This is a genomic window from Pseudomonas sp. RGM2987 (assembly GCF_022952855.1).
Taxonomy (GTDB): Bacteria; Pseudomonadota; Gammaproteobacteria; order Pseudomonadales; family Pseudomonadaceae; genus Aquipseudomonas.
Map to the genome: position 1 here is coordinate 113,693 of NZ_JALJDX010000221.1, position 21,929 is coordinate 135,621.

Sequence of the window (21,929 nt, forward strand, 5' to 3'; positions counted from 1 at the left end):
TCCCAGTGCGATTCTCCATCGCACGTCACCACCCTGTGACAATTTGGTCTACCGTCTCTCTAGCAGAACCCACCTCTGCCGATAGCTAAAGACATACCCTCGAAAAGGAGCAGTACCCATGCCACGGTTTTTCGCCGATCTGGGCTTCCGCTGGAAAATCACCTTGCCCATTGCGTTCCTGGCGTTGCTGCTGGTGCTGATGGGGTGGTCAGGCATGCGGGGGATTGGGCAGGTGACTGAGTCCAGTACTCAGTTGACCAAACGGTATCTGCCGGCGATCAGCCTGTTGCTCAACGCCGACCGGGATCTCTACCAGGCTTTCGTCGCCGAGCGCAGCCTGTTGGGCGGTAATGCCGGGGATCATTCGGAGGCGTTGCGCGCCAGTCATCGGGACAATCTGAAGCAGGCCTATGACCGCGTGCAGAAATATGCGGCGATGCAGCCTGGGGCCGAGGCGATGGCGTTGGTCAGTCAGTTCAATGATCGCTTTGCCCAGTGGTCGCAGATTTCCCGGCAAGTGGTCGAGCAGGCGGCGAGCAATCCGCAGGCGGCCAGTGCGCTGAGTTTCGGTGAGGGCGAAAGTAAGTTCGATACCATGCGTGACGCCATCGACAAGCTCGGTGAGCTGGAAGATGCGGCCTCCAACCGCGAGGGTCAGGCGGCCATAGATCACGGGCAGGCGGTGGGCGTGCAACAGGGTGGCATTTTGCTGATCGGTCTGCTCGGGTGCGCGCTGTTGATCGTGGCCTTGCCCATGGTGGTGTTGAGCCCCATGCGTCGTTTGCTGCATCGCGTCGAGCAGATTGCCGAGGGTGGGGGTGATCTGAAGGGGCGTCTTGAGGTGCGTTCGGCTGATGAACTGGGGCAGCTTGGCAGCGCCTTCAACCGCTTCCTCGATAAATTGCAGCCATTGATCGCCGAAGTGGGCCGGGTCACCGGTGAGGTGGATGCCGCGGCACGTGCGATGGCCAATATGGCGGCGACCAACGATCAACTGATCAGCAGTGAGCATGCGGCGCTCGATCAGGTGAGTACCGCCGCGACCCAGATGAGCGCCGCCGTGCATGAGGTGGCGCAAAATGCCGTGGGTGCCTCGGACGCTGCGCAACAAGCCAGCAGCCAGTCTCGCGATGGCGCCGAGGTGGTCAGCAGCACCATTGAATCGATCCGCCAGTTGGCCCAGGAAGTGGAGAGCGCTTCGGGCACCATCGAGGCGTTGGCCCAGGAAACCTCCAGCATTGGCGCGGTGCTCGAAGTGATCCGCGGCATTGCCGAACAGACCAACCTGCTTGCGTTGAACGCGGCCATCGAGGCGGCGCGGGCGGGCGAGCAGGGCCGGGGGTTTGCCGTCGTGGCCGACGAAGTCCGGGCGTTGGCGGCGCGTACCCAGGATTCGACCAAGGACATCCAGGTCCGTATCGAACGCCTGCAGTCCGGTGTTGCCAAGGCGGTGCAGGCCATGCAGGTCGGGAGCAACAAGGCCCGGGACAGCGTCGAACGCGCCGCCGGCGTCGATCAGGTGCTCAGCGGCACCAGCGGCTCAATCCAGCGGATCAACGACATGGCCGCGCAGATTGCCAATGCGTGCGAGGAGCAGAGCAGCGTCACCGAGGAAATTGCCCGCAATATCTCCGACATCCGCGACTTGTCCAACGAAGCCGCCGAGAACTCGGCCCAGAGCATGCACGCCAGCCGGCAGCTTTCCAGCTTGTCGAAAAACCTGGCGGAGCTGACCGGCCGCTTCCGCACCTGAGTTCGGTCCATCCTGGTTATTGAGCGTGAGCCCAGCGCAATCATCATCCGGTGATTGCGCTGGGTGTGCGCTCAGATCCAGACATCATTGATCGCGGTTCGCTCGTTGGTTTCTTCACCGGTATTGAGCACGCCACGGGGTTCGATCAGCAACAATTTCACTTCCCGCTCGGCACTGGGCTTGTGCTCGATGCCTTTTTTGACCACGTACATCTCGCCCGTGCCGATGGTCACCGCGCCGTCGCGAAAATCGATTCGAAGCTCGCCCTCCAGCACGATGAAGGTTTCATCGGTGTCGGCGTGGACGTGCCACATGAAATCCCCCTCCAGCCTGACGATCTTGAACTGGTAGTCGTTCATCTCGGCCACGACTTTAGGGGCCCATTGGTCGTGGAACAGGGCGTATTTCTCGGCGAAGTTGATAGGCGCGTAATGGGTCATGGCGAGGACTCGAATGAGGTGGAAAGCGCCACCTTACTGCCCGGCACCGGGGAGGGATTGTACGATTGTGCAGCTTACGAGAATCGATTGTGGCGAGGGAGCTTGCTCCCGCTGGGACGGTCCGACGCTTCGGGCGCAGCAAACCCTCCTTGTGAGCGCTACGCACTCAAGCGGGAGCAAGCTCCCTCGCCACAGGGGGGCTGAGTTTGAATTCATCGCAGCATGTTCAACCAACGCGCCGGTGAAATGCCGAAGGCCTGGGTGTGCAGGCGGGTCATGTGGCTCTGATCGAAAAAGCCACAGGCCAGCGCCACCTCGCTCCATGCCACGCCTTGAAAGGCCAGGCGACGGGCTTCGTTGAGGCGGCGCTGGGTGATGTAGCGATAGGGGCTGGTGCCGTACAACGCACGAAAATCCCGGGACAGGCTCCAGCGATCCCGGCCGCTGGCCTGCACCAGGCCGTCCAGGGTGATCACCTGGTCCAGGGCATCATGGATGAACAGGCGTGCGCGCTCTGCCGCAGGGTAGTCGAGCAACCGCCGGCCACGCCGGTTGCCGGCGGCGAGGTCGAGGGCCTGGGCCACATCATAGATGGCGTCTTCTTCCTCCAACGGATCGAGAGAGTGATCGATGCTGCTCAGTAACCGACGGGTCGCGATGTTGAGACGAGGATCGCTAGACAGTCCCCCCTCGATGAAGGGCAGCGGCCTGCCCCCCAGCACTTGCTGGATCACCGACGGCTCTATGTAGAACATCCGGTAACGAAAACCGTCGCTTGTCCCGGCTTCGCCATCGTGGATTTCGTCCGGGTGCAGGACGATGGTTCCGCCGGGCTGGCTATGACGCTTGCTGTGGCGATAATTGAAGCTCTGCACGCCAGCAAGCGTGACCCCGATGGCATAGGTGTCATGCCGGTGTGCGCTGTAGCCATGGCCGCTGAAATAGGCTTCGATGCGTTCCAGTTTCTTCGACTCTGGAGCCCGCAGCAGCCAGTCGCGATGGTGGTTGGATAGGGTCATTGCGACCGGCCTCTCACGGTTGTCTGCGCACCATACCTGAGCCTGGAGAAAGTGCGAATACAAAGACCAGACAGGCCCTGGAGACAGCCTGTCTGTCGATACAGCGCGAGGCTGTTCAGATCTCCTTCACAGGCGTCTCGCCCTGGACGTTCTTGATCAGCCCGATCACGTGCAGGCAGTCACTCTTGTTCACGTAGGACTCGCCGCTGGCGATGGTCTCGTGATTGCCGGCCCTCAGGCGCCAGCGCCATTGGCCTCTTCCACTGCTTTGGGTGCCTCGGGTCTGACGGTAGATTTCAAAGTACATCGATTCGCTCCCTGCGATTGATTCATTCAAGACATGTGTTGCACATGTGGCTGCAAGCCTAGCCAAGCTGAAGTTTTTGGCTACGGGAAATTCGTTTCCATTGGTTATCAGATATTACCGAGGGATCGGTCCGGCAGAGATTGTGGCTTGGGCTTGATGTGGATGGACGCGTCCCCGTCCCCGTTCCTACACTGCATGCATTCAGGGAAAAGGAGCAGTAGATGAACCGCAACGAATTGCGCAAGGCTGACATCAATCTGATGGTGGTGTTCGAAACGCTGATGCTTGAGCGCAACGTGACCCGGGTGGCGGAAAAACTGTTCCTGGGCCAGCCGACCATCAGCTCGGCGCTCAATCGGCTGCGCAAGATGTTCAACGATCCGCTGTTCATTCGCGTCGGCCATCGCATGGAACCGACCGCCCGGGCCGAGGAGATCATTCGGCATCTGTCGCCGGCGCTGGACTCGCTGTCGATGGCCCTGAGCCTGACGCATGATTTCGACCCTGCCAGCAGCACCATGACCTTTCGCATCGGGCTTTCGGACGACGTGGAGTTCGGGCTGCTGCCGCCGTTGTTGGGCAGTCTGCGCCAGGAAGCACCGAACGTGGTGTTTGTGGTCCAGCATGCGGATTACTGGCGCATTCCCGATCTGCTGGCATCGGGCGATATCACCGTGGGTATCAGCCAGACGCGCGGGTTGCCGGCCAATGCCAAGCGCAAGTTGTTGCGACATATCCAGCCTCGGGTGTTGCGCGCCGATGCGTCCGACACGCCGCTGACCCTCGACGAATATTGCTCACGACCCCATGTGCTGGTGTCCCACACTGCGAATGTCGCCGGTCTCGCTGACGAATGGCTGGCCGAGATCGGCCGCCAGCGTCAGGTCGTGTTGTCGGTGCCGCAGTACAGCGCCTTGCCGGCGCTGCTGGCCGGCACTGACCTGATCGCCAGCCTGCCGGATTACACCGCCGCCGCCATGGCCGCGTCGGGTCAGTTGTTCAGTGAACCGTTTCCTTTCAAGACCCCGAACCTGGACCTGTCCATGGTCTGGCTGAGCCATGTCGACAGCGATCCGGCTGAACGCTGGTTGCGCTCTCGGCTGGAGGCGTTCATGGGGGAGCGTGGGCAACCGTGAACGGCGCGCGGCGAAACAAAATCTGCCGCCAGGAATAAAGTCGCGGTAAGGTTGCGACGGTTGGAATCACCTCACCATATTTTCGAAATGGAGTCGAACACATGCCTCACCTGCACCTGGAGTACACCGCCAACCTGCCGGAGCTCAAGGCCGATGTCGCGCTGCTGCGCCTGAATAATGCACTGGTGGCTTCCGGCCAATTTGCCGCCGAGCCGGACATCAAGAGCCGGGCCATAAAGCTTGAGACGTTCCGGGTCGGCACCGGTATGGGTGAGCGTGGTTTCGTTTATGTGAAGCTGGCCTTGCTGGGCGGTCGATCACCGACGATCAAGAAACAGCTGTCCGATAGTCTGCTGGCCGTGCTCCAGGACCTTTGTCAGTGGCCGGCTGAGGTTTCCGTGCAGTTGTGCGTGGAAATCGTCGATCTCGACAGAGGTTCCTATGGGAAGGCCTTGGCCGGCCAGTGATGATCAGGCGTCTCGCCCGGCGCAGGCCTTGATGATCTGTTCGCGCAGCCAGGTATTGGCACTGTCCTGATTGGCCGCCTGGGTCCACTGCATGTCCAGGGTAAACCCAGGCAGACCATTGGGCGCTTCGTGGTGATTGAACGTCGCCTCGCTGGCCAGCAGCCTCTGAATGCGTCGGGGCAGGGTGAGGATGAAGTCGGTGCCGCTGATCATCTTCAATGCGGCGCTGTAGCTGTTGGCGCGGGCGGCGATTTGCCGTTGCTGGGCCTGTTGCGCCAGCCACCCGTCCACCATGTTGGTGGGTGACGTCCAGGGCGTCGGAAAGATGTGCCGGCGCCGTACGAACGTCTGAAGACTCAATTGCGGTTCCAGGGGCGCTGCCCGTTTATCGACGACACAGACCAGATCCTCCTGTAGCAGTTGCCGGGATAGTAGGTCGGCATGATTGCTGTGGAAGTTGGGGCCGAAGCAAATCACCAGGTCCAGGCTGCCGTCGCGCAGTCCATCGGCCGGAATGTCGGCCTCGAGCTTGTGCACGTTCACGACGACCGGCAGGTCGGCGTAATCGAAACCTTGCAGCAGTTGCGGCAGGATCAAATGCTCGAAGTATTCCGGCGCGCAGATGTTGAAGGTCACCGCCTGGCGTGTCGGATCAAATGTTGGCGTACCGGCATGGCACAGGTTGATGCTTTGCAGGATCGCTTGCACATGGTCGTACATTCTCACGGCCTTGCAGGTGGGGCGCATGCCGCTGCGGGTGTTGGTAAACAGTTCGTCGTCGAAACAGGTCCGCAGTTTCTTCAGGCAATAACTGACGGTGGACTGGCTGACGCACAGCGCCTCGGATACACCGCTGACACTGCTTTGCTCGTACACCGCGCTAAACACCATGAGGTCCTGCATATCGAGCTTTCTTAGGGCGTTACTGTTCAGCATCCGTTCTGTCTCTCGCTGTGCTCCTTGCGCGGATCGTGCGCAAACCAGGCTGGTGATCCTAGCGGAACGATAGTCCCAGGAGAATGCCCGGCAGGCCGTTCAACGATCAGGAGTGGGACAGATAGTGTAGGGAACACGACGTTCGATCAACAGCCGGGCGTTTATCCGTTGCTCGGTTCGTCCAGTCCATTCGCTTAAAAAATAATTTACTAGCAACTTTTTCACGAAAAATTGATGGTGGGTTACCTAAAGTTTGTGCTGCCGTAGGAAACGAATTTTTCACATTCCTTTTCCGGCACTTCTTTTCCAAAGAGCAACTTTCAGGAAGCCGTCAACTATCATGCTGACTATTAAAGCCGTGCGCCCGGAATGGGTGACGCTGGTTGCCAGTGCCTTTTTATTGGCAGGCTTCAACATTGTTCTGTGGCAACACCTGCTCTCGATCACCGCAGATGACGGCCGTGGCATGCTGATGTGCGTGGCGTTTGGCGTGATGATCTTCTGCGCGTTCAACCTGGTACTCACCCTCGTGGCGTTCCGTCCGGTGCTCAAGCCCGTGCTGGTGCTGCTGTTTCTGATCAGCGCCGGGGTGGCGTATTTCATGGCCCAGTACGGCGTGCTGATCGATGCAGGGATGTTGCGTAACTTCGCCGAAACCAATGCCACGGAAGTCCGTGATCTGTTATCCCTGAAGTTGTTTGCTTATCTTGCACTGCTCGGTGTTCTGCCTTCCTGGTTATTGTTAAAAACACCGATCAAATACCGTCGCTGGCCCAGGGAGCTGTTAAGTAAGTTGCTGGTGGGCGTGGCTTCGGCGGCGGTGATTGGTGGGGTTGCCCTGGCCAACTATCAGGGCCTGTCTTCGTTGTTTCGCAATCACCATGAATTGCGCCTGATGGTGGTGCCGAGCAACTACATCGGTGCATCGATCGGCTACTTGCGCGAGCAGGTCGCGTCGGCCAAGCAACCGTTCATCCCGTTGGGCGAGGACGCCAGCCGCAACCCGGCGTGGCAGTCCCATGCACGTAAATCCCTGACGGTATTGGTGGTAGGGGAGAGCGCCCGTGCAGAGAACTTTGGCATCCTGGGCTATAACCGTGACACCACGCCAACGCTGGACAAAGAGGCCGGCCTGATCGCCTTCACCGATGTGCATTCCTGCGGTACCGAAACCGCGGTGTCGGTGCCGTGCATGTTTTCCAACATGGGGCGCAAGAACTACGACGCCAGCAAGGCCAAAAATGAAGAGGGCCTGCTGGATGTGCTCAAGCGCGCCGGCCTGGACGTGATCTGGCGGGATAACCAGTCCGGCTGCAAGGGCACTTGTGACCGGGTCACCTTGCAGGATGTGAGCAACCTCAAGGATCCGGCCCTGTGTGCCAACAGCGAATGCCGCGACGAGATCCTGCTCCAGGGCTTGCAGCATTTCATCGACACCCTCGACAAGGACACCGTGCTGGTGCTGCACCAGATGGGCAGCCACGGGCCGGAATACTTCAAGCGCTACCCCAAGGAGTACGAGCATTTCACCCCAGTGTGCGAGAGCAACGCGCTGAACAATTGCAGCCGCGAGAGCATCGTCAACGGCTACGACAACACCCTGGTGTACACCGATCATGTGTTGTCGACCCTGATCGACCTGCTGCGGGCCAATCAGGACAAGGTCGACACCGCCATGCTGTACCTCTCGGACCACGGTGAGTCGTTGGGCGAATACAACCTGTTTCTCCATGGCACGCCCTACATGCTTGCCCCCGAGCAACAGAAACACGTGGCGATGCTCGCCTGGTTCTCCGACAGCTATCAGAAGTCGTTCTCGGTCGACACCCATTGCCTGCAATTGAGCCGGGAAAAACCCCTGAGCCAGGACAACCTGTTTCACTCGATGCTCGGACTGCTGGAGGTCAACAGCCAGGTCTACAACCGGGATCTGGACATGTTTGCCAACTGTCGCGGCGCGGTTATCGACGGGGTGTTGGCGCGGGAATAATTCCTACACCTTTTTTTCACGAATGAGTGTTTAACCTGTCATCCAACTATTCCAAGAGCGGTTCGTATGTCCGGGTTACCTCCCTCCACCGTCGAGCTTGAGTTCGCCAGGCATCACGATCAGGAGCACGCGCAGGTCTGCTGCCAGCCAGCGCCTCGTCGGATGCGCCTGGCGTACTGGCGTGACGAGCAAATGGTGCGCAACGCCCTGAAAGTGGCGGGAGAGCCCGGGCTGGTGCTGGATGTGGCCTGTGGCGCGGGGCGGTTCTGGCCGGTACTGGCCGAGCACGCCAACCGGGTGATCCTTGCGGCGGACCCGTCGCCGGACATGCTCGAGCACGCGCTCACCCACCATGGCGGCGCGTTTCTCAAGCGGGTCAAGACGTTTCCCAGTTCAGCGTTCACCATCGGGCTGTCAGCCAATGCGGTGGACTGCATTTGTTGTCTGCAACTGTTTCGCCACGTCTGCGCCAGCGAGCATCGCCTGGCGTTGTTGCGCGAATTTCATCGGGTCAGTCGCGATACGGTGATCGTGTCGGTCCGGATCGAAGGCCCCCTGAAGATCGGCCATCCGCCGCAGCGAAACCTGGCCGGCAAGGCTGACATCGAGGCCGAGTTTCGCCAGGCCGGTTTCAGCGTGCTGTGGCATCAGGATTTCCTGCCCGGTTTCGCGCTGACCCGGGTTTATGTACTGCGTAAGACCGGATAACTCCTGATGTAGGACTATTCTTGCTTTTGCGTAGGCGATTTCTCTCAGGCTCTTGCTCTATGGGTGCTCGCAATCGCCGACGGCGATATATACTGCGCGCCATTCTTCAAGGGAGAGCCGTGTGGCCATCGATATTCACTGGATTCGCGACAACGATAGCCTCGGTCAGTTTTGCGCCGAATGGCAGCAGTTGCCATTCGTCGCCCTCGACACCGAATTCATGCGGGTCGACACCTTTTACCCCATCGCCGGCTTGCTGCAGATCGGTGACGGCAAGCGTGCCTACCTGATCGACCCCTTGACCATCGACAACTGGCAGCCTTTGGCGGCCCTGCTGGAAAACCCGGCGGTGCTCAAAGTGCTGCACGCCTGTAGCGAAGACCTTGAAGTGCTGCTGCGCCTGACCGGCAGCCTGCCCGCGCCGTTGTTCGATACACAATTGGCGGCCGCTTACCTGAACCTCGGTTTTTCCATGGGTTATTCGCGGCTGGTGCAGGAAGTGCTGGGCATCGAACTGCCCAAGGGCGAGACCCGTTCCGACTGGTTGCAACGGCCGCTGTCCGAGACGCAGATCAGCTATGCCGCGGAAGATGCCGTGCATCTGGCGGAAGTTTTCGTACAGTTGCGTCCCAAGCTGTCTGACGAAAAATATGCCTGGGTCCTGGAGGATGGCGCCGAGCTGGTAGCCAACCTGCGTCGCGAAGTCGACCCGTACGAGGTGTACCGCGAAGCCAAGCTGGCCTGGAAACTGTCCCGTGCCCAATTAGCCGTGCTGCGCGAGCTGTGTGCCTGGCGCGAGCGCGAGGCGCGGGCCCGTGATCTGCCGCGCAATCGCATCATCCGCGAACATTCACTGTGGCCGCTGGCCCGCACGCAGCCGGACAACCTCGGCGCGTTGGCAAAAATCGAAGACATGCACCCGCGCACGGTGCGCCAGGACGGCGAGTTCCTGTTGGGCCTGATCCAGCGCGCCGCCAACGTACCACCCGAGCAGTGGCCGCCGGCCGTGGCCGAGCCGCTGCCCATCGAGGCCTCGGCGCTGGTCAAGCGCCTGCGGGCGCTGGGGCAGGCTGAAGCCGAGCGCCTGGGGATTGCTCCAGAGCTGATGCTGCGCAAGAAAACCCTCGAAGCGCTGATCAAGAGCGGCTTTCCCGAGGGCCCTTACCAATTGCCCGATTCGCTGCGTGGCTGGCGCCGCGAATTGATGGGCCAGGCGCTGCTCGACAGCCTGGCCACTGCCGGAGAACCGCCTTGAAACGTATCTGCTCCATCTACCGAAGCTCGAAGAAAAACGAGATGTACTTGTATGTGCTCAAAAGCGATGCCCTGGCCCGCGTGCCGGAGCCGTTGATGGCGGCCTTTGGCAAGGCGATCCATGCTTTTGACCTGGTACTGAGCCCCGAGCGGCAGCTGTCCCGGGAAGACATCAACCAGGTGCTGGAGAACCTCGACACCCAGGGTTATCACCTACAGATGCCGCCGGCCGAAGACGAGTACATCGAGCATTTGCCCGAAGAGCTGCTGCGCCGCAACGACCCCGTTTGACGCTACCCCAGGCACTCGTCCTGGGGGTTCTTGAAATACGGAATGATTTTTGGCGACGATCGCATGGATGGAGTGACACTCTGTCGGCGCTCGTCTGCCCTGTTTTTGAAAGGTTTGATTCATGCGCGTTCTGATTGCCGAACACGACCACGCGGTGTATGCCCAGCTGTTGCGTCAGGCGGCACCCGATCTTGAAGTACTGACCAGCGGCGATTCCGCCGAACTGTCGCGATTGGCCGGCGATTGCCCGGTCTGGCTCGGCCAGCCGGACCTGCTGGCGACCCTGTTGCGCCAGGGCCACCGGCCCCATTGGCTGCAATCGACCTGGGCCGGCATCACGCCGTTGCTGGCCGAGGGCCTGACCCGTGATTACCGCCTGACCCGGGCGGTCGGCATTTTTGGCCAGGTGATGGCCGAGTACGTGCTCACCTACATGCTCGGCCATGAGCGCGAGGTGCTGGCGCGGTTGGTCAGCCAGGTGGAGCGCAAGTGGGACAATCGCCAGGGGCAGGGCCTGGCGGGGCGCAAGGTGCTGATTGTCGGCACCGGTGATATCGGCCAGCGCGTGGCGCAGTTCCTGGTGCCGTTTGGTGTGCAGCTGTATGGCATCGCCCGGGAACCCCGGGAGCTGGCACCGTTCATCAAGGTGGGCGGGCTGGCGGATCTTCCGCGCCTGGTGGGGGAGGTGGATTACGTCATCAATCTGCTGCCCAACACCCCCGATACCCATGATGTGTACGATGCAGCGCTGTTCAAGCAGTTCAAACCGACCGGATTGTTTATCAATGTCGGTCGCGGCGTCGCCGTGGTCGATGCCGACCTGGTGCAAGCCCTGAAGGACGGTCATCTGGCCGGTGCGGTGATCGATGTCTGCCGCCAGGAACCATTGCCCCAGCGCCACCCGTTCTGGACCGCCTGGGGCCTGCTGCTGACCGGCCACAGCTCGGCGCCGACCTCGCCGTCGATGATGGCACAGCTGTTCCTGGAAAACCTGCGGGCTTATCAAACCGGCGAAGTATTGCGTGGGGAAGTGGATTTCACCCGGGGGTATTGAGGCTCACCTTGATCCAGTGTGGGAGCGAGCCTGCTCGCGATAGCGATCTACCAGCCGACATTGTTGTTGCCTGACACTCCGCCATCGCGAGCAGGCTCGCTCCCACAGGAAGCTCCAGTGAAGGTTGGGTTTGCGTCCACCACGAGCCCAAGTGTGGGAGCGGGCTTGCCCGCGAAAGCGTCAGATCAGTCAGCATTGATGTGGCTGACCCACCGCCTTCGCGAGCAAGCCCGCTCCCACAGGGATTTCAGCGGGTGCTACAGCGTGAACTCACCTTCCGCCACCAGCTCGCTCAATGGCCGGCGCGGGCTCGGGGTTTCGCGGGCCTGAAGGTAATCGGCCAGGGTGGATTTGTCCCCCAGCTTGCCAATCGCCACGGCAGCATGCAGGGCATAGCCTTCCGGGATTTTCAGTTCCTTGCGGGTCAGTTCCTGGTCGAAACCGGCCATGCCGTGGGTGTGCCAGCCGCTGAGGCTGGCTTGCAGCGCCAGGTGGCCCCAGGCCGCACCGGTGTCGAAGGTGTGCCACAGCGCCGGGGTTTCCTCGGTGGCGCCGGGCACGGCGAAGGTGGTTTTCGACGCAATGATCACCAGTGCCGAGGCGTGTTGCGCCCAACCGCGGTTGAACTCGTTGAGCAGGCCCAGGAAGCGCTCCCAGTTCGGCGTGTCGCGGCGCGCATAGAGGAAGCGCCACGGCTGGGAGTTGTACGCCGACGGCGCCCAGCGCGCAGCTTCGAAAAAGCCCAGCAGGGTTTCTTCGGCAATGGCCTCGCCGGTAAAGGCACGGGGCGACCAGCGTTCGATGAACTGAGGATGGATGGCGTAGTCGGCGATGCGGGAATTGGCGCTCATGGGCTTACCTGACCGGATTGGGGAAGAGGAATTGAGCAACCTACGTCCCGGCGCGCAGCCTGGCAAGCCCCGCACTACCGACAGTCGCCCGTGCTTGGCCTCAAGAGGCCCCGGCACTAGACTGTCGGCCTTTTCACCACCTGATGTTGATGCTTGAGCCATGGCCGCCAAAGTCGAACCGTTCTGGATACGCAAAACCCTCGATCAGCTCGATGCGCAGGAATGGGAATCGCTGTGCGACGGCTGTGGCCTGTGCTGCCTGCAAAAGCTCGAAGACGAAGATGACAACAGCGTCTATTACACGCGCATCGCCTGCAAACTGCTGGACCTGAACACCTGCCAGTGCACCAACTATCCCAACCGCCGCGAATTTGTGCCCGATTGCATTCAACTCACGCCGGGCAAGGCCGATGAATTCAAGTGGCTGCCGCCAACTTGCGGTTACCGGTTGGTGAGTGAGGGCAAGGATCTACCGTTGTGGCACCACCTGGTCTGCGGTGATCGCGACGCCGTGCACCATGAACGCATTTCCCAGTCCGGGCGTATGCTGGCCGAAGGCAGCGTGCCTGAAGAGGATTGGGAAGATCATCTGATTTTTCGCGCCGGCTGAGCGTCCGGACGCCGTACGACCGGGAGAACCCATGGCTGCAGGATTGAAACGGATGCTGGCGGTCGGGCTGCTGGCGGTGTGCGGGCCGTCATGGGCGGCTCAGAAGGTTAATCTGGATTATCACGTGCAGCTGTTGCCGCAGAGCGACCAGGCCGAAGTGCGCCTGACCCTGGCGCGGGGTTCGGCGGTGCGCAGCCTGGATTTCGACCTCGGCGATGGCAGCCGCTACAGCGACTTCAAGGCGGACGGCCAATGGCAACTCACCCCCGGTCAGCAGGCGCGTGGGGCTTGGCGTCCGACAGCCGACACGGCCAGCCTGAGCTACCGGGTGCGCATCAGTCATGGACGCAAGAGCGGCACCTTCGAGACCCGGATGACCCCGACCTGGGCCCTGCTGCGCGGTGACGACCTGGTGCCGTCGGCCAGGCTCGACCAGCAGGACGGCGTCGAACTGGTGGCCCGCCTGGAGGTTGAATTGCCCAGCGGTTGGAAAAGCATCGAAACCCCCTGGCCGCGCATCGGTAAGCAGCGTTTTCGCATCGACAACCCCTCGCGCCTGTTCGATCGCCCGACGGGCTGGATGCTCGCCGGCAAGCTCGGCAGCCTCCGCACGCGCTTGGGCGAGACCGAAGTCACCGTCGCTTCGCCCCGAGGCCAGGGCATGCGCCGGATGGACGTACTGACGTTGCTCACGTTTGTCTGGCCGCAGGTGCAAGCGGTGGTGCCGCGCCATCCGGCCAAGCTGCTGATAGTCGGCGCGGGCGATCCGCTGTGGCGCGGGGCCCAGTCCGGGCATGACTCGATCTACCTGCACAGCCGTCCACCGCTTGTGAGCGAGCGGGGCAGCAGCCCGTTGTTGCGGGAGTTGATGCAAGTGCTGGCGCGGGTCAATGACCGTGATCGCAGCGACTGGATCAGCGAAGGCCTGACTGAGTACTACGCCATCGAACTGCTGCGCCGCGCCGGCGGTATGAGCGACGAGCGCTACCAGGCCTTGAACGAACGGCTGGCGCGGGACAGCAAAGGCGTCACGACCCTGCGCGGCGAGCAACTGAGCCCCGCCACGGTGGCCAAGGCGGTGGTGCTGCTCCAGGAACTGGACCGCGAGATCCGCCTGAAAACCCGCAATAAGCGCTCACTGGATGATGTATTACAGGGGGCGATGCGGCTGGAGACGGTGGATACCAAGGAGTTCGTGCAGCTCAGTGAGAATGTGCTGGATGGCAGCTCTACTGTGCTCGATACCCGGTTACTCCAGTAATACCGCTATCGCGAGCAGGCTCGCTCCCACAGGTGGGGCTGTGGTGTGTCCGGATCCCGGATCCACCACAGCCCCACCTGTGGGAGCCGGGCTTGCCCGCGAAGACGGCCTGTCAGTTGACATCGTTTTTGATGATCCACCGCTTTCGCGAGCAAGCCCGCTCCCACAAGGGGGCTGTGGTGTGTCGGATTTCTAAGTTCGCCAAAAAAACACTGTGGGAGCGAGCCGGCTCGCGATGCGGCCATCAGCCCCGGCGCAAAAAATCAGAGCCCGGCTTTCGGCGAAACCAGCGAATCATTGCCCGTCACCGTAGCCGTCCCCGTGGCGGCCTCGGCATTGGCCTTCATGCGGCTCAGTTCATCGCCGGCCTGTTCGATCCGGGCGCGGGCGTTGTCGAGGTTCTGGCGGTTTTTCTCCAGCAGACTCTTGGCCGAACAATGCCCGGTGATGCCCCGCGCAAGCGCCACGCCGCCGATGGCCAGTTGCGCCAGCCCGATCACACCACCACGGCGCAAGCCTTTGCCCATCATCAGCACACCACCAGCCAGTGAGCCAATACGTTCCCAACCATGGACATTCTTCGGTGGGTGGGATTGGAAAGGGGTGGTCTCAATCGGCTCGAATGGATTGTTATCGCTCATGATCTGTCTCCAGTGTGGGGATTGGTATAAAGCTGACTGTCTGAGCGATTGCCTCGTTCAATCGGATTTCACACCGATCAGCGGAATTGCGGCCCCGAACGGGTGTTGTTGCCTTTGGCCATGCGGTCATAGAGCACGACGTTGACCGTAGCCGCCAGGTTCATGCAGCCGTTGGTGGGGATGTACACCACGTCTTCGCACCAGTCGCGGATCTCCTTGTCCAGCGAGCCGTCTTCGGGGCCGAAGATATACAGCGCCCGATCCGGGTGAGTGTATTCGGGCAACGGCCGGGCACCCTCCACCAGTTCCACCGCCACCGGCACGCAGCCCAGGGGCAGGATCTTTTTCAGGTCGTCGATGCCGATCAGGGGAATGTCGTAGTGGACTTTCTTGGTGTCGGTGACGAAGTCGGCGGCGCGTTCATAGCGCTTGCCGGTGTAGAACACCGACGCCACGCCGTAGCAACCGGCGGCGCGCATGACCGAACCGACGTTTTCCGGTGACTTGGGGTTGAACAGACCGATGCAGCTGTAGCGTTTGTTGGCCACGGGCGGGGTGCCTTTGGGGAAAAGGCGCGATTATACGGGGAATGGGGGAGGGTGGTCAGTTTCGAGATTGACGGTGGCCGTTGCATCGTCATCGTCGGATTGCCGCCCGGAGCAGGCTCGCTCCCACATGGGATTCTGTCGTTCACAAAATCCCCTGTGGCGAGGGAGCTTGCTCCCGCTGGACTGCGCAGCAGTCCCCTTCTAAAGCGGGGGTTGCTTCGCAACCCAGCGGGAGCAAGCTCCCTCGCCACAAAAGCCTGCTCTCGTCAGCCGGTTACTCGTCTTTCTTCATCAACCCAGCCAGCGCGGCGAAGGGGTTATGGGTCGCCTTGGCGATTTTCGGGGTGCTCAGTGAGCCGTCGCCGAAGTATTGCTGGTCGGTGTAGCGCGAGTGTTCGTTGTCGTGGCAGTACAGGCACAGCAGTTCCCAGTTGGAACCGTCCTGTGGGTTGTTGTCGTGGTTGTGGTCGCGGTGGTGAACGGTCAGTTCGCTCAGGCGTTTACCGGAAAATTCCCGGGCGCAGCGACCGCAAACGTGGGGGTACATTTTCAGGGCTTTGTCGCGGTAGCCCATTTCCCGGTCGCGCTGGGCATCGGCCAGGATACGGTCCAGCTTGGCGGTGTTGGACGGCGGCGTTGACGAACTCATGGGTTCACCTTTGTAAAAAAGACTGATGACGGTTGCACAGAGTTTAGCTCAGCCCTTGAGCTTCTCGGCAATCCAGATCGTGTGGCGGGTGCCTTTGTTGCCATGGGCGAACACTTGCATCTCTTCGGCCTTGAACCCGGCCTTCTTCAGTTTGTCGGAAAATTGCCGGTCAGCGCTGGCCGACCACACCGCCAGCACGCCCTTGGGCCGCAGTGCCTTGGCGCACGCCGCCAGGCCACCGGCCGAATACAGCCAACTGTTGGCTTTCTGGGTCAGGCCTTCGGGGCCGTTGTCGACGTCGAGCATGATCGCGTCGAACCCCTGGGGCTCGGCTTGCAGGACCTTGGCCACGTCCTCCATACGAATCACGGTGCGTGGGTCCGATAGCGGCCGCCCGGCCTTTTCGCCCAGGGGGCCGCGGTTCCACTCCACCACACCGGGCACCAGTTCGGCTACCACCACTTCAGCGTTCTTGCCCAGGTGCTTGAGGGCGGAGGCGAGGGTGAAGCCCATGCCGAGGCCGCCGATCAACACCCGCGAGCCGGGCCTGCCAGCGACCTTGCGGCAGGGAATCTCCGCCAGGGCGTCTTCGGAGCCGTGCATGCGGGTGTTCATCAGTTGCCCGCCGTCGCCGCCCTGGATCTTGATGACGAAGTCCTCGCCGTATTCGAACAGGCACAGGGCGCCGCCATTATCGGGGATGGGGGTGGTGTCGAGCAGGACAAAACGTTTCATGGAAGTCTCATGAAGAAGGGCGAACCAGCGCGGTTAGGACTAGCCTGAAGGTAGACAAAGCCACGGAGCCATTGATGAAGTGCATCATTCTAACGGCCATTGTCCTGACGACGCTCTCGTTAAGTTGCGCGCAGGCCCAGGAGCCGACGATACCGGTCAATCCACCGAGCATTCCCGGTTCGCCCGGCACCGCCACTCCCATGCCTTACCCTCCGGTTACGCCCAGCGGCATACCCAAGGCAGGCCCCGGCAGCGCCGGCCCGCCATTGTTGCCCCCGATTGAAATGCCCAGGCCGCCGAGGGATCAGCCGATACCTGGTATGGAGACGGTGCCACCGAGGGTTAAGTCGCCCGGCGGATGAATCGAGGAGGTGAATGCAAACCCCCTGTGGGAGCGGGCTTGCTCGCGAAAGCGGTGTGTCAGTCAATGTCGATGTGACTGGCCTGGCGCTTTCGCGAGCAAGCCCGCTCCCACAAGGACTGCGGTGCGACCGTCAAACCTGCTGCGACAGCAACTGCCCATCCGCCATGCGCAGGCGTTTGGACAGGGAAACGGCGAGGGCACGGATGATCTTGGCGGCGACCTTGGGGGCGTCGTTGAGCATTTTCTCCAACGAGTCCTTGCCCAGGTTCAGCAATTGGCAGTGGCTCGCGGCGATGCAACTGGCCGAGCGCCGCTCGCCATCGAGTACCGCCATTTCGCCGAACGCCCGGCCGCTGCGCAGCGTGGCGATGGTCACGGGCTGGCCGTCGGGGCCGGTTTTCTGCACGGCCACTTGCCCTGTGTGGATGATGCACATGAAGCTGCCGGCATCGCCCTCGCGAAAGATCGCCTCACCCTCGGCAATGGCGCTGATGCTGAAATAGCCCGACGCGGCGGCGAAGTCGACGGGCAGCAATTGGTCGAACAGACCGCAGTCCATCAGCCAGTCGCGGATTTCTTTGTTCAGTAAGGTCGGTTCTGACATGTCGTCACGGTCTTTTTGTTGTGGCTGTTGCAGGTTCAGTTTGGCCCGGGTGTAAAAAGATCCATGGTAGATCCCCTGTGGGAGCGAGCCTGCTCGCGATAGCGGTGGGTCAGCTTGCATCAATATCAAATGTGCCGACGTCATCGCGAGCAAGCTCGCTCCCACAGTTATTTGACCGGGATGCCCAGCGCATGGAGCTAAGACCCGGCCATCCCACAGAGTTCCTCACCCCAACCCCAAAACCTTCAGCACGAATGCATATTCGAGCGCTACGTCACGCAATCCCTGGTAGCGCCCGCTCATGCCGCCGTGGCCGGCGCCCAGTTCGGTCTTGAGCAGCAACGGGTTGTCATCGGTCTTGGTGGCGCGCAGTTTCGCCACCCACTTGGCCGCTTCCCAGTACTGTACGCGGCTGTCGTTGTAGCCGGCGATGACCAGCAGCGCCGGATACGCCTGGGCCTTGACGTTTTCGTACGGGGCGTAGGCCCGAATCCGATCATAAACGTCTGGCTCCTGCGGATTGCCCCATTCGTCGTATTCCGTGACGGTCAATGGCAGGTCCGGGTCGAGCATGGTGTTGAGCACGTCGACGAACGGCACCTCGGCAATCGCCACTTTGAACAGTTCCGGGCGTTGATTGAGTACCGCACCGATCAGCAGGCCGCCAGCGCTGCCACCGCTGATCGCCAGTTGGTCGGCGGTGGTAAAACCGTTGGCGATCAAATGCTCGGCGCAGGCGATGAAGTCGCTGAAGGTGTTGGGCTTGTGCTCCTGTTTGCCGGCGCGATACCAAGCCTCTCCCAATTCGCCACCGCCACGCACATGGGCAATGGCGAACGCCACGCCGCGATCGAGCAGGCTCAGCCGCGCATGGGAAAACCACGGGTCGAGGCTCTCGCCATAAGCGCCATAGCCGTACAGGTACAGCGGCACCGGCTGACCGAGGGCTTCTCGCTTGACCACCAGGCTGATGGGCACCTGTGTGCCGTCCGCAGCCGTCGCCCACAGCCGCTGGCTGACATAGGCATCGGCGTCGAACGGCCCCAGCACCGGGGTTTGCTTGAGCACAACCTGTTCGCCACTGGCCAGGTCCAACTGGCGGATCTGTGCCGGGCGGTTGAGGGCCTCATAGCGTAGGCGAATACGCTCGCTGGAAAATTCCAGGCTGTTCTGTACGTGCAGGCTGTAGGCCGCGTCCGGCAGTTGCACCCGATATTTCGGCAGATCCTGCGGGTGTACTTCGATGATCGGCAAGCCGCCTTCGCGCAGGCTCAACGTCATGGCGCCGGCGTTCAGGCTCAAGCCGTCGATCATCACCGTGTCGCTGTGGGGAATCAGGTTCTGCCAGTCGGCTTCGCTCGGCGCCACGCCGGTATCGACCGCCTGGTACAGCGCGAAGTTGATGCCGTCGCGGTTGCTGCGGATAAACCAGGTCCACTGGCCGTCGAGCAGGCCGTGGTCGACGTCGTATTCATGGTGTTCGACCCGTGGCGCCAGGCAGGTGAAAGGTTGCTGGGGTTGCGCGGCATCCAGCACCCAGACTTCGCTGGTGGTCTTGCTGCCCAGGGACAGGATCAATTGGCGTTCGGAGCTGGAGTGGTAGCAATGCAGGAAGAATCGCCCGTCCGGCTCATGGAACACTTCTTCGGCGGCCGTGCCATCGAGGCGGTAGCGCCAGAGTTTGTGCGGGCGATGGGTTTCGTCCAGTTCGCCGAAGAACAGCGTCAGGCTGTCGTTGGCCCAGGTCATGCTGCCGTCGCAATTCTCGAAGGACAGTTCGCTGACCTTCTCATTGGACAATTCCTTCACGAACAGCGTGTAGATCTCATCGCCCGTGGTATCCAGGCTGTAGGCCAGGCGTTGGTGATCGGGGCTGATGCTGAATGCCCCGAGGGAAAAGAAACCACCGCCCGCCAGTGCATTCGGGTCCAGCAGCAGTTGTTCGTGGCTTTCGTCGACCGTCAGGCTGTCGTCGGCCGGGCGTGGGCAACGGTAATGGCGGGGGTATTCGTCACCGGCCGTGGTGCGCGTGTAATACAGGTACGGGCCCCAGGGCGAGGGCAGGGACAGGTCGGTCTCGAGGATCCGGCCCTTGATTTCCTCGAACAGGGTTTCGCGCAGTACAGCCTGATCGGCGAGTTGCGCCTGCTGATAGCTGTTTTCCGCCTTGAGGTAGTCGAGCACGGCGTCGGTGTCGCGCTCCTGCAGCCAGGCGTAGGGGTCGACGCCGGGGGCCTTGCGGGCAATCGGGGCGTTGGAATCTTGGGCGGATAAGGACATGAAAGGCTCTCGAACGTTGTACGAAAAGGGACCAGTGGCCTGTGCGGATAGTTCGCAGATAACAACCCTGGTGCCTGAAATTGGACTCGTCCACTCACGGGGCAGCCCGAGGAGCGAAAAGCCGTTACTATAAGCGCCTCTTTGCCTGCCTTGCCACGGACACCATGACCGAGAACGACTATCTGATCGCCTGGGGCCTTTACGCCTTCGCTGCCTTGGGCTGCCTGCTGGTATGGATGCGCATGACCCGCTGGATGTGGCGCTGGTTGCGCGAGCCGTTGCGGTTGTTGATGGCGGTGCTGCTGTTCAGCCCGACGATCATCGACCCGGTGAAGGATAAATTTGCCCCGGCCGTGGCCATTGTCGCCCTGGATGTGCTGTTCAAGGTTGGCAATAACGTCTGGCGGGCCGCCTCCGATCTGCTGATGTACGGCATGATTGCCTTCGGTGTTTACCTGGTTTTCGTGCTGATCCGCTTCCCCATCGAGCGTGCGTCGAGCGCTCGCAAGGAGCGCGCGGCCGCCGCCAAGGCCGCCGCTGCGGCCGATGAGCGTGATGATGAGCCGCCGTTCGGTGTGGCCGGTGACGACCGCTACGGTCGCCCACCCGTGCCGAGCAACCCCCAGCGTTCGCGTATCGAACCGCGTCTGTAGCCTGGCCTGCCTTTGAAGCGAGAGTCCGAGCATGTGTGAATTACTAGGCATGAGCGCCAATGTGCCGACCGACATCGTGTTCAGCTTCACCGGGCTGATGCAGCGTGGCGGCAAGACCGGGCCGCACCGCGACGGCTGGGGCATCGCCTTCTATGAAGGCCGTGGCCTGCGCCTGTTCCAGGACCCCGCCGCCAGCAGCGAGTCGGAAGTGGCGAACCTGGTGCAGCGCTATCCGATCAAGAGCGAAGTGGTGATCGGCCACATTCGCCAGGCCAACGTCGGCAAGGTCTGCCTGTCCAACACCCACCCGTTCGTGCGCGAACTGTGGGGCCGCAACTGGTGCTTCGCTCACAACGGCCAGCTCGCCGATTTCCAGCCGGGCGCCAGTTTCTACCGACCGGTGGGCGATACCGACAGCGAAGCGGCGTTCTGCGATCTGCTCAACCGTGTGCGCCAAGCCTTTCCGGAACCGGTGGAGGTCGAACAGTTGTTGCCAACGTTGCTCCAGGCCTGCACTGAATACCGTGGCAAGGGTGTATTCAATTGCCTGCTGAGCGACGGTGACTGGCTGTTCTGCTATTGCTCGACCAAACTTGCGCAGATCACCCGTCGTGCGCCGTTCGGCCCGGCGCGGCTCAAGGATGTGGATGTGATTGTCGATTTCCAGGCGGAAACCACGCCCAACGACGTGGTCACGGTGATCGCCACTGAGCCCTTGACCGAAAATGAAACCTGGACCCGCTACGAACCGGGCCAATGGAGCTTGTGGCGACGCGGTGAATGCGTCAGCCAGGGCCGGACCGAATAAGGACGTCACGTTATGTTGCTCAGTTATCTGCGGTTGGTGTTGTTTGCAGTGGGCCTGTTGGTGGGGGTCCAGGTGCCGGGTTTCATCAATGACTACGCCAAGCGGGTCGAAGCCCACCTGATCGAGGCGCAGACCGGCCTGCAAGGTTTCCAGGGCACCGCCAATCAGTTCTTCAAGGGCGACATGCAGGCCCTGGTGGCCCATTACCGCGCCAGCGAAGACCCGATCTTTCGCAGCGACGCCGACAGCCTGAACACCCTGCTGGTGCGCCAGCAGGCCCTGGACAAGCAGTTCCAGGCGATGCAAGGCCCGTGGTACATCCGCTTGCTGCAAGTGGCGCTGGCCGCCGACCCGGACATCCGCAAGGAAACCTGGAACGGCTACAGCTACCAGATCCTGCTGACCCCCGAGGCGATGATCTGGGGCATCAGCGGCGCAATGCTGCTGTCGTTCGGCCTGGAATGCCTGTTCCGTCTGATCGACTGGGTGGTGCTGGGCGGCAAGCGCCTGCGCCAGAGCCGGCCGATTGAAGAGCGGGATTTGCGCGGGCTGTAACGCCGCAGAAAACGA

The 21,929-nt window shown here is 61.6% G+C and carries 25 protein-coding genes; 14 read left to right on the plus strand and 11 right to left on the minus strand.

All coding sequences use genetic code 11. From position 1 onward, the window contains the following. Positions 1–118 precede the first annotated feature (118 nt). Entirely contained in the window at positions 119–1,753 is a 1,635-nt protein-coding gene (locus RGM2987_RS25970) for a methyl-accepting chemotaxis protein (protein ID WP_245145720.1), read from the plus strand. A gap of 71 nt (positions 1,754–1,824) precedes the next feature. Here the strand turns inward: RGM2987_RS25970 and RGM2987_RS25975 are convergent, their stop codons facing one another. The 3 genes from RGM2987_RS25975 to RGM2987_RS25985 form a co-directional block, all read right to left on the minus strand. Then, positions 1,825–2,193, minus strand: a complete 369-nt coding sequence (locus RGM2987_RS25975) for a cupin domain-containing protein (RefSeq protein WP_245145721.1) — start codon at positions 2,191–2,193, stop codon at positions 1,825–1,827. A gap of 212 nt (positions 2,194–2,405) precedes the next feature. Continuing rightward, positions 2,406–3,212: an AraC family transcriptional regulator gene (locus RGM2987_RS25980; protein ID WP_245145722.1), complete on the minus strand. Its 807-nt coding sequence runs from the start codon at positions 3,210–3,212 to the stop codon at positions 2,406–2,408. A 115-nt stretch (positions 3,213–3,327) separates the two neighbouring features. Beyond that, positions 3,328–3,519 carry a DUF1508 domain-containing protein gene (locus RGM2987_RS25985; RefSeq protein WP_245145723.1) on the minus strand — a complete coding sequence of 64 codons (192 nt, stop codon included), beginning with the start codon at positions 3,517–3,519 and terminating at the stop codon, positions 3,328–3,330. A gap of 221 nt (positions 3,520–3,740) precedes the next feature. On the opposite strand from RGM2987_RS25985, the gene RGM2987_RS25990 reads away from it, so the two are divergent. Both RGM2987_RS25990 and RGM2987_RS25995 read left to right on the plus strand, forming a co-directional pair. Next, on the plus strand, positions 3,741–4,655 hold the full coding sequence (locus RGM2987_RS25990) for a LysR family transcriptional regulator (RefSeq protein WP_245145724.1): 915 nt from the start codon (positions 3,741–3,743) through the stop codon (positions 4,653–4,655). Positions 4,656–4,756: 101 nt separating this feature from the next. After that, positions 4,757–5,122: a 5-carboxymethyl-2-hydroxymuconate Delta-isomerase gene (locus RGM2987_RS25995; RefSeq protein ID WP_245145725.1), complete on the plus strand. Its 366-nt coding sequence runs from the start codon at positions 4,757–4,759 to the stop codon at positions 5,120–5,122. A 3-nt stretch (positions 5,123–5,125) separates the two neighbouring features. Here the strand turns inward: RGM2987_RS25995 and RGM2987_RS26000 are convergent, their stop codons facing one another. Next, entirely contained in the window at positions 5,126–6,058 is a 933-nt protein-coding gene (locus tag RGM2987_RS26000) for a LysR family transcriptional regulator (RefSeq protein WP_245145726.1), read from the minus strand. 340 nt (positions 6,059–6,398) lie between these two features. Between RGM2987_RS26000 and RGM2987_RS26005 the strand changes: the two genes are divergently transcribed. The 5 genes from RGM2987_RS26005 (at position 6,399) to RGM2987_RS26025 (ending at position 11,355) form a co-directional block, all read left to right on the plus strand. Beyond that, a complete protein-coding gene (locus tag RGM2987_RS26005) occupies positions 6,399–8,048 on the plus strand; it encodes a phosphoethanolamine--lipid A transferase (RefSeq protein WP_245145727.1) in 1,650 nt (549 codons plus the stop codon). Positions 8,049–8,114: 66 nt separating this feature from the next. After that, on the plus strand, positions 8,115–8,756 hold the full coding sequence (locus tag RGM2987_RS26010) for a class I SAM-dependent methyltransferase (protein ID WP_245145728.1): 642 nt from the start codon (positions 8,115–8,117) through the stop codon (positions 8,754–8,756). Between the two features lie 121 nt (positions 8,757–8,877). Then, positions 8,878–10,011, plus strand: a complete 1,134-nt coding sequence (gene rnd / locus RGM2987_RS26015) for a ribonuclease D (RefSeq protein ID WP_245145729.1) — start codon at positions 8,878–8,880, stop codon at positions 10,009–10,011. Beyond that, positions 10,008–10,301 (plus strand): YcgL domain-containing protein, encoded by a 294-nt coding sequence (locus RGM2987_RS26020; RefSeq protein ID WP_245145730.1) that lies wholly within the window; start codon positions 10,008–10,010, stop codon positions 10,299–10,301. Before rnd ends, RGM2987_RS26020 begins: the two co-directional genes overlap by 4 nt. Before the next feature lie 121 nt (positions 10,302–10,422). Next, positions 10,423–11,355, plus strand: coding sequence for a D-2-hydroxyacid dehydrogenase (locus tag RGM2987_RS26025; protein WP_245145731.1), 933 nt, complete (start codon positions 10,423–10,425; stop codon positions 11,353–11,355). Positions 11,356–11,612: 257 nt separating this feature from the next. On the opposite strand, the gene RGM2987_RS26030 is transcribed toward RGM2987_RS26025, so the two are convergent. Then, positions 11,613–12,206: a nitroreductase family protein gene (locus tag RGM2987_RS26030; RefSeq protein WP_245145732.1), complete on the minus strand. Its 594-nt coding sequence runs from the start codon at positions 12,204–12,206 to the stop codon at positions 11,613–11,615. A gap of 160 nt (positions 12,207–12,366) precedes the next feature. On the opposite strand from RGM2987_RS26030, the gene RGM2987_RS26035 reads away from it, so the two are divergent. Both RGM2987_RS26035 and RGM2987_RS26040 read left to right on the plus strand, forming a co-directional pair. Then, positions 12,367–12,816 (plus strand): YcgN family cysteine cluster protein, encoded by a 450-nt coding sequence (locus RGM2987_RS26035; protein ID WP_245145733.1) that lies wholly within the window; start codon positions 12,367–12,369, stop codon positions 12,814–12,816. A gap of 31 nt (positions 12,817–12,847) precedes the next feature. Next, the gene (locus tag RGM2987_RS26040; protein WP_245145734.1) at positions 12,848–14,077 is read left to right on the plus strand and encodes a hypothetical protein; all 1,230 of its coding nucleotides are present in this window, start codon (positions 12,848–12,850) and stop codon (positions 14,075–14,077) included. A 263-nt stretch (positions 14,078–14,340) separates the two neighbouring features. Here RGM2987_RS26040 and RGM2987_RS26045 read toward each other — a convergent pair whose 3' ends face one another. The 4 genes from RGM2987_RS26045 to RGM2987_RS26060 form a co-directional block, all read right to left on the minus strand. Continuing rightward, positions 14,341–14,718, minus strand: coding sequence for a DUF2892 domain-containing protein (locus tag RGM2987_RS26045; protein WP_245145735.1), 378 nt, complete (start codon positions 14,716–14,718; stop codon positions 14,341–14,343). A 77-nt stretch (positions 14,719–14,795) separates the two neighbouring features. Continuing rightward, the gene (locus RGM2987_RS26050; protein ID WP_245145736.1) at positions 14,796–15,266 is read right to left on the minus strand and encodes an RNA methyltransferase; all 471 of its coding nucleotides are present in this window, start codon (positions 15,264–15,266) and stop codon (positions 14,796–14,798) included. A gap of 274 nt (positions 15,267–15,540) precedes the next feature. Next, on the minus strand, positions 15,541–15,915 hold the full coding sequence (locus RGM2987_RS26055; RefSeq protein ID WP_003184246.1) for a YajD family HNH nuclease: 375 nt from the start codon (positions 15,913–15,915) through the stop codon (positions 15,541–15,543). Positions 15,916–15,963: 48 nt separating this feature from the next. Then, the gene (locus RGM2987_RS26060) at positions 15,964–16,650 is read right to left on the minus strand and encodes a hypothetical protein (RefSeq protein ID WP_245145737.1); all 687 of its coding nucleotides are present in this window, start codon (positions 16,648–16,650) and stop codon (positions 15,964–15,966) included. 74 nt (positions 16,651–16,724) lie between these two features. Here RGM2987_RS26060 and RGM2987_RS26065 point away from each other — a divergent pair, with 74 nt between their 5' ends. Beyond that, entirely contained in the window at positions 16,725–17,012 is a 288-nt protein-coding gene (locus RGM2987_RS26065) for a hypothetical protein (protein WP_245145738.1), read from the plus strand. A gap of 132 nt (positions 17,013–17,144) precedes the next feature. Here RGM2987_RS26065 and RGM2987_RS26070 read toward each other — a convergent pair whose 3' ends face one another. Both RGM2987_RS26070 and RGM2987_RS26075 read right to left on the minus strand, forming a co-directional pair. Then, complete coding sequence (locus RGM2987_RS26070; protein WP_245145739.1) at positions 17,145–17,618, minus strand: cyclic nucleotide-binding domain-containing protein; 474 nt, start codon at positions 17,616–17,618, stop codon at positions 17,145–17,147. A 225-nt stretch (positions 17,619–17,843) separates the two neighbouring features. Beyond that, complete coding sequence (locus RGM2987_RS26075; RefSeq protein ID WP_245145740.1) at positions 17,844–19,898, minus strand: S9 family peptidase; 2,055 nt, start codon at positions 19,896–19,898, stop codon at positions 17,844–17,846. A gap of 164 nt (positions 19,899–20,062) precedes the next feature. On the opposite strand from RGM2987_RS26075, the gene RGM2987_RS26080 reads away from it, so the two are divergent. The 3 genes from RGM2987_RS26080 to RGM2987_RS26090 are packed head-to-tail and all read left to right on the plus strand — an operon-like array spanning position 20,063 to position 21,914. Then, complete coding sequence (locus RGM2987_RS26080) at positions 20,063–20,551, plus strand: MFS transporter (protein WP_245145741.1); 489 nt, start codon at positions 20,063–20,065, stop codon at positions 20,549–20,551. Between the two features lie 31 nt (positions 20,552–20,582). Next, positions 20,583–21,359 carry a class II glutamine amidotransferase gene (locus RGM2987_RS26085; RefSeq protein WP_245145742.1) on the plus strand — a complete coding sequence of 259 codons (777 nt, stop codon included), beginning with the start codon at positions 20,583–20,585 and terminating at the stop codon, positions 21,357–21,359. 12 nt (positions 21,360–21,371) lie between these two features. After that, a complete protein-coding gene (locus RGM2987_RS26090; RefSeq protein ID WP_003184238.1) occupies positions 21,372–21,914 on the plus strand; it encodes a DUF2937 family protein in 543 nt (180 codons plus the stop codon). Positions 21,915–21,929 lie beyond the last annotated feature (15 nt).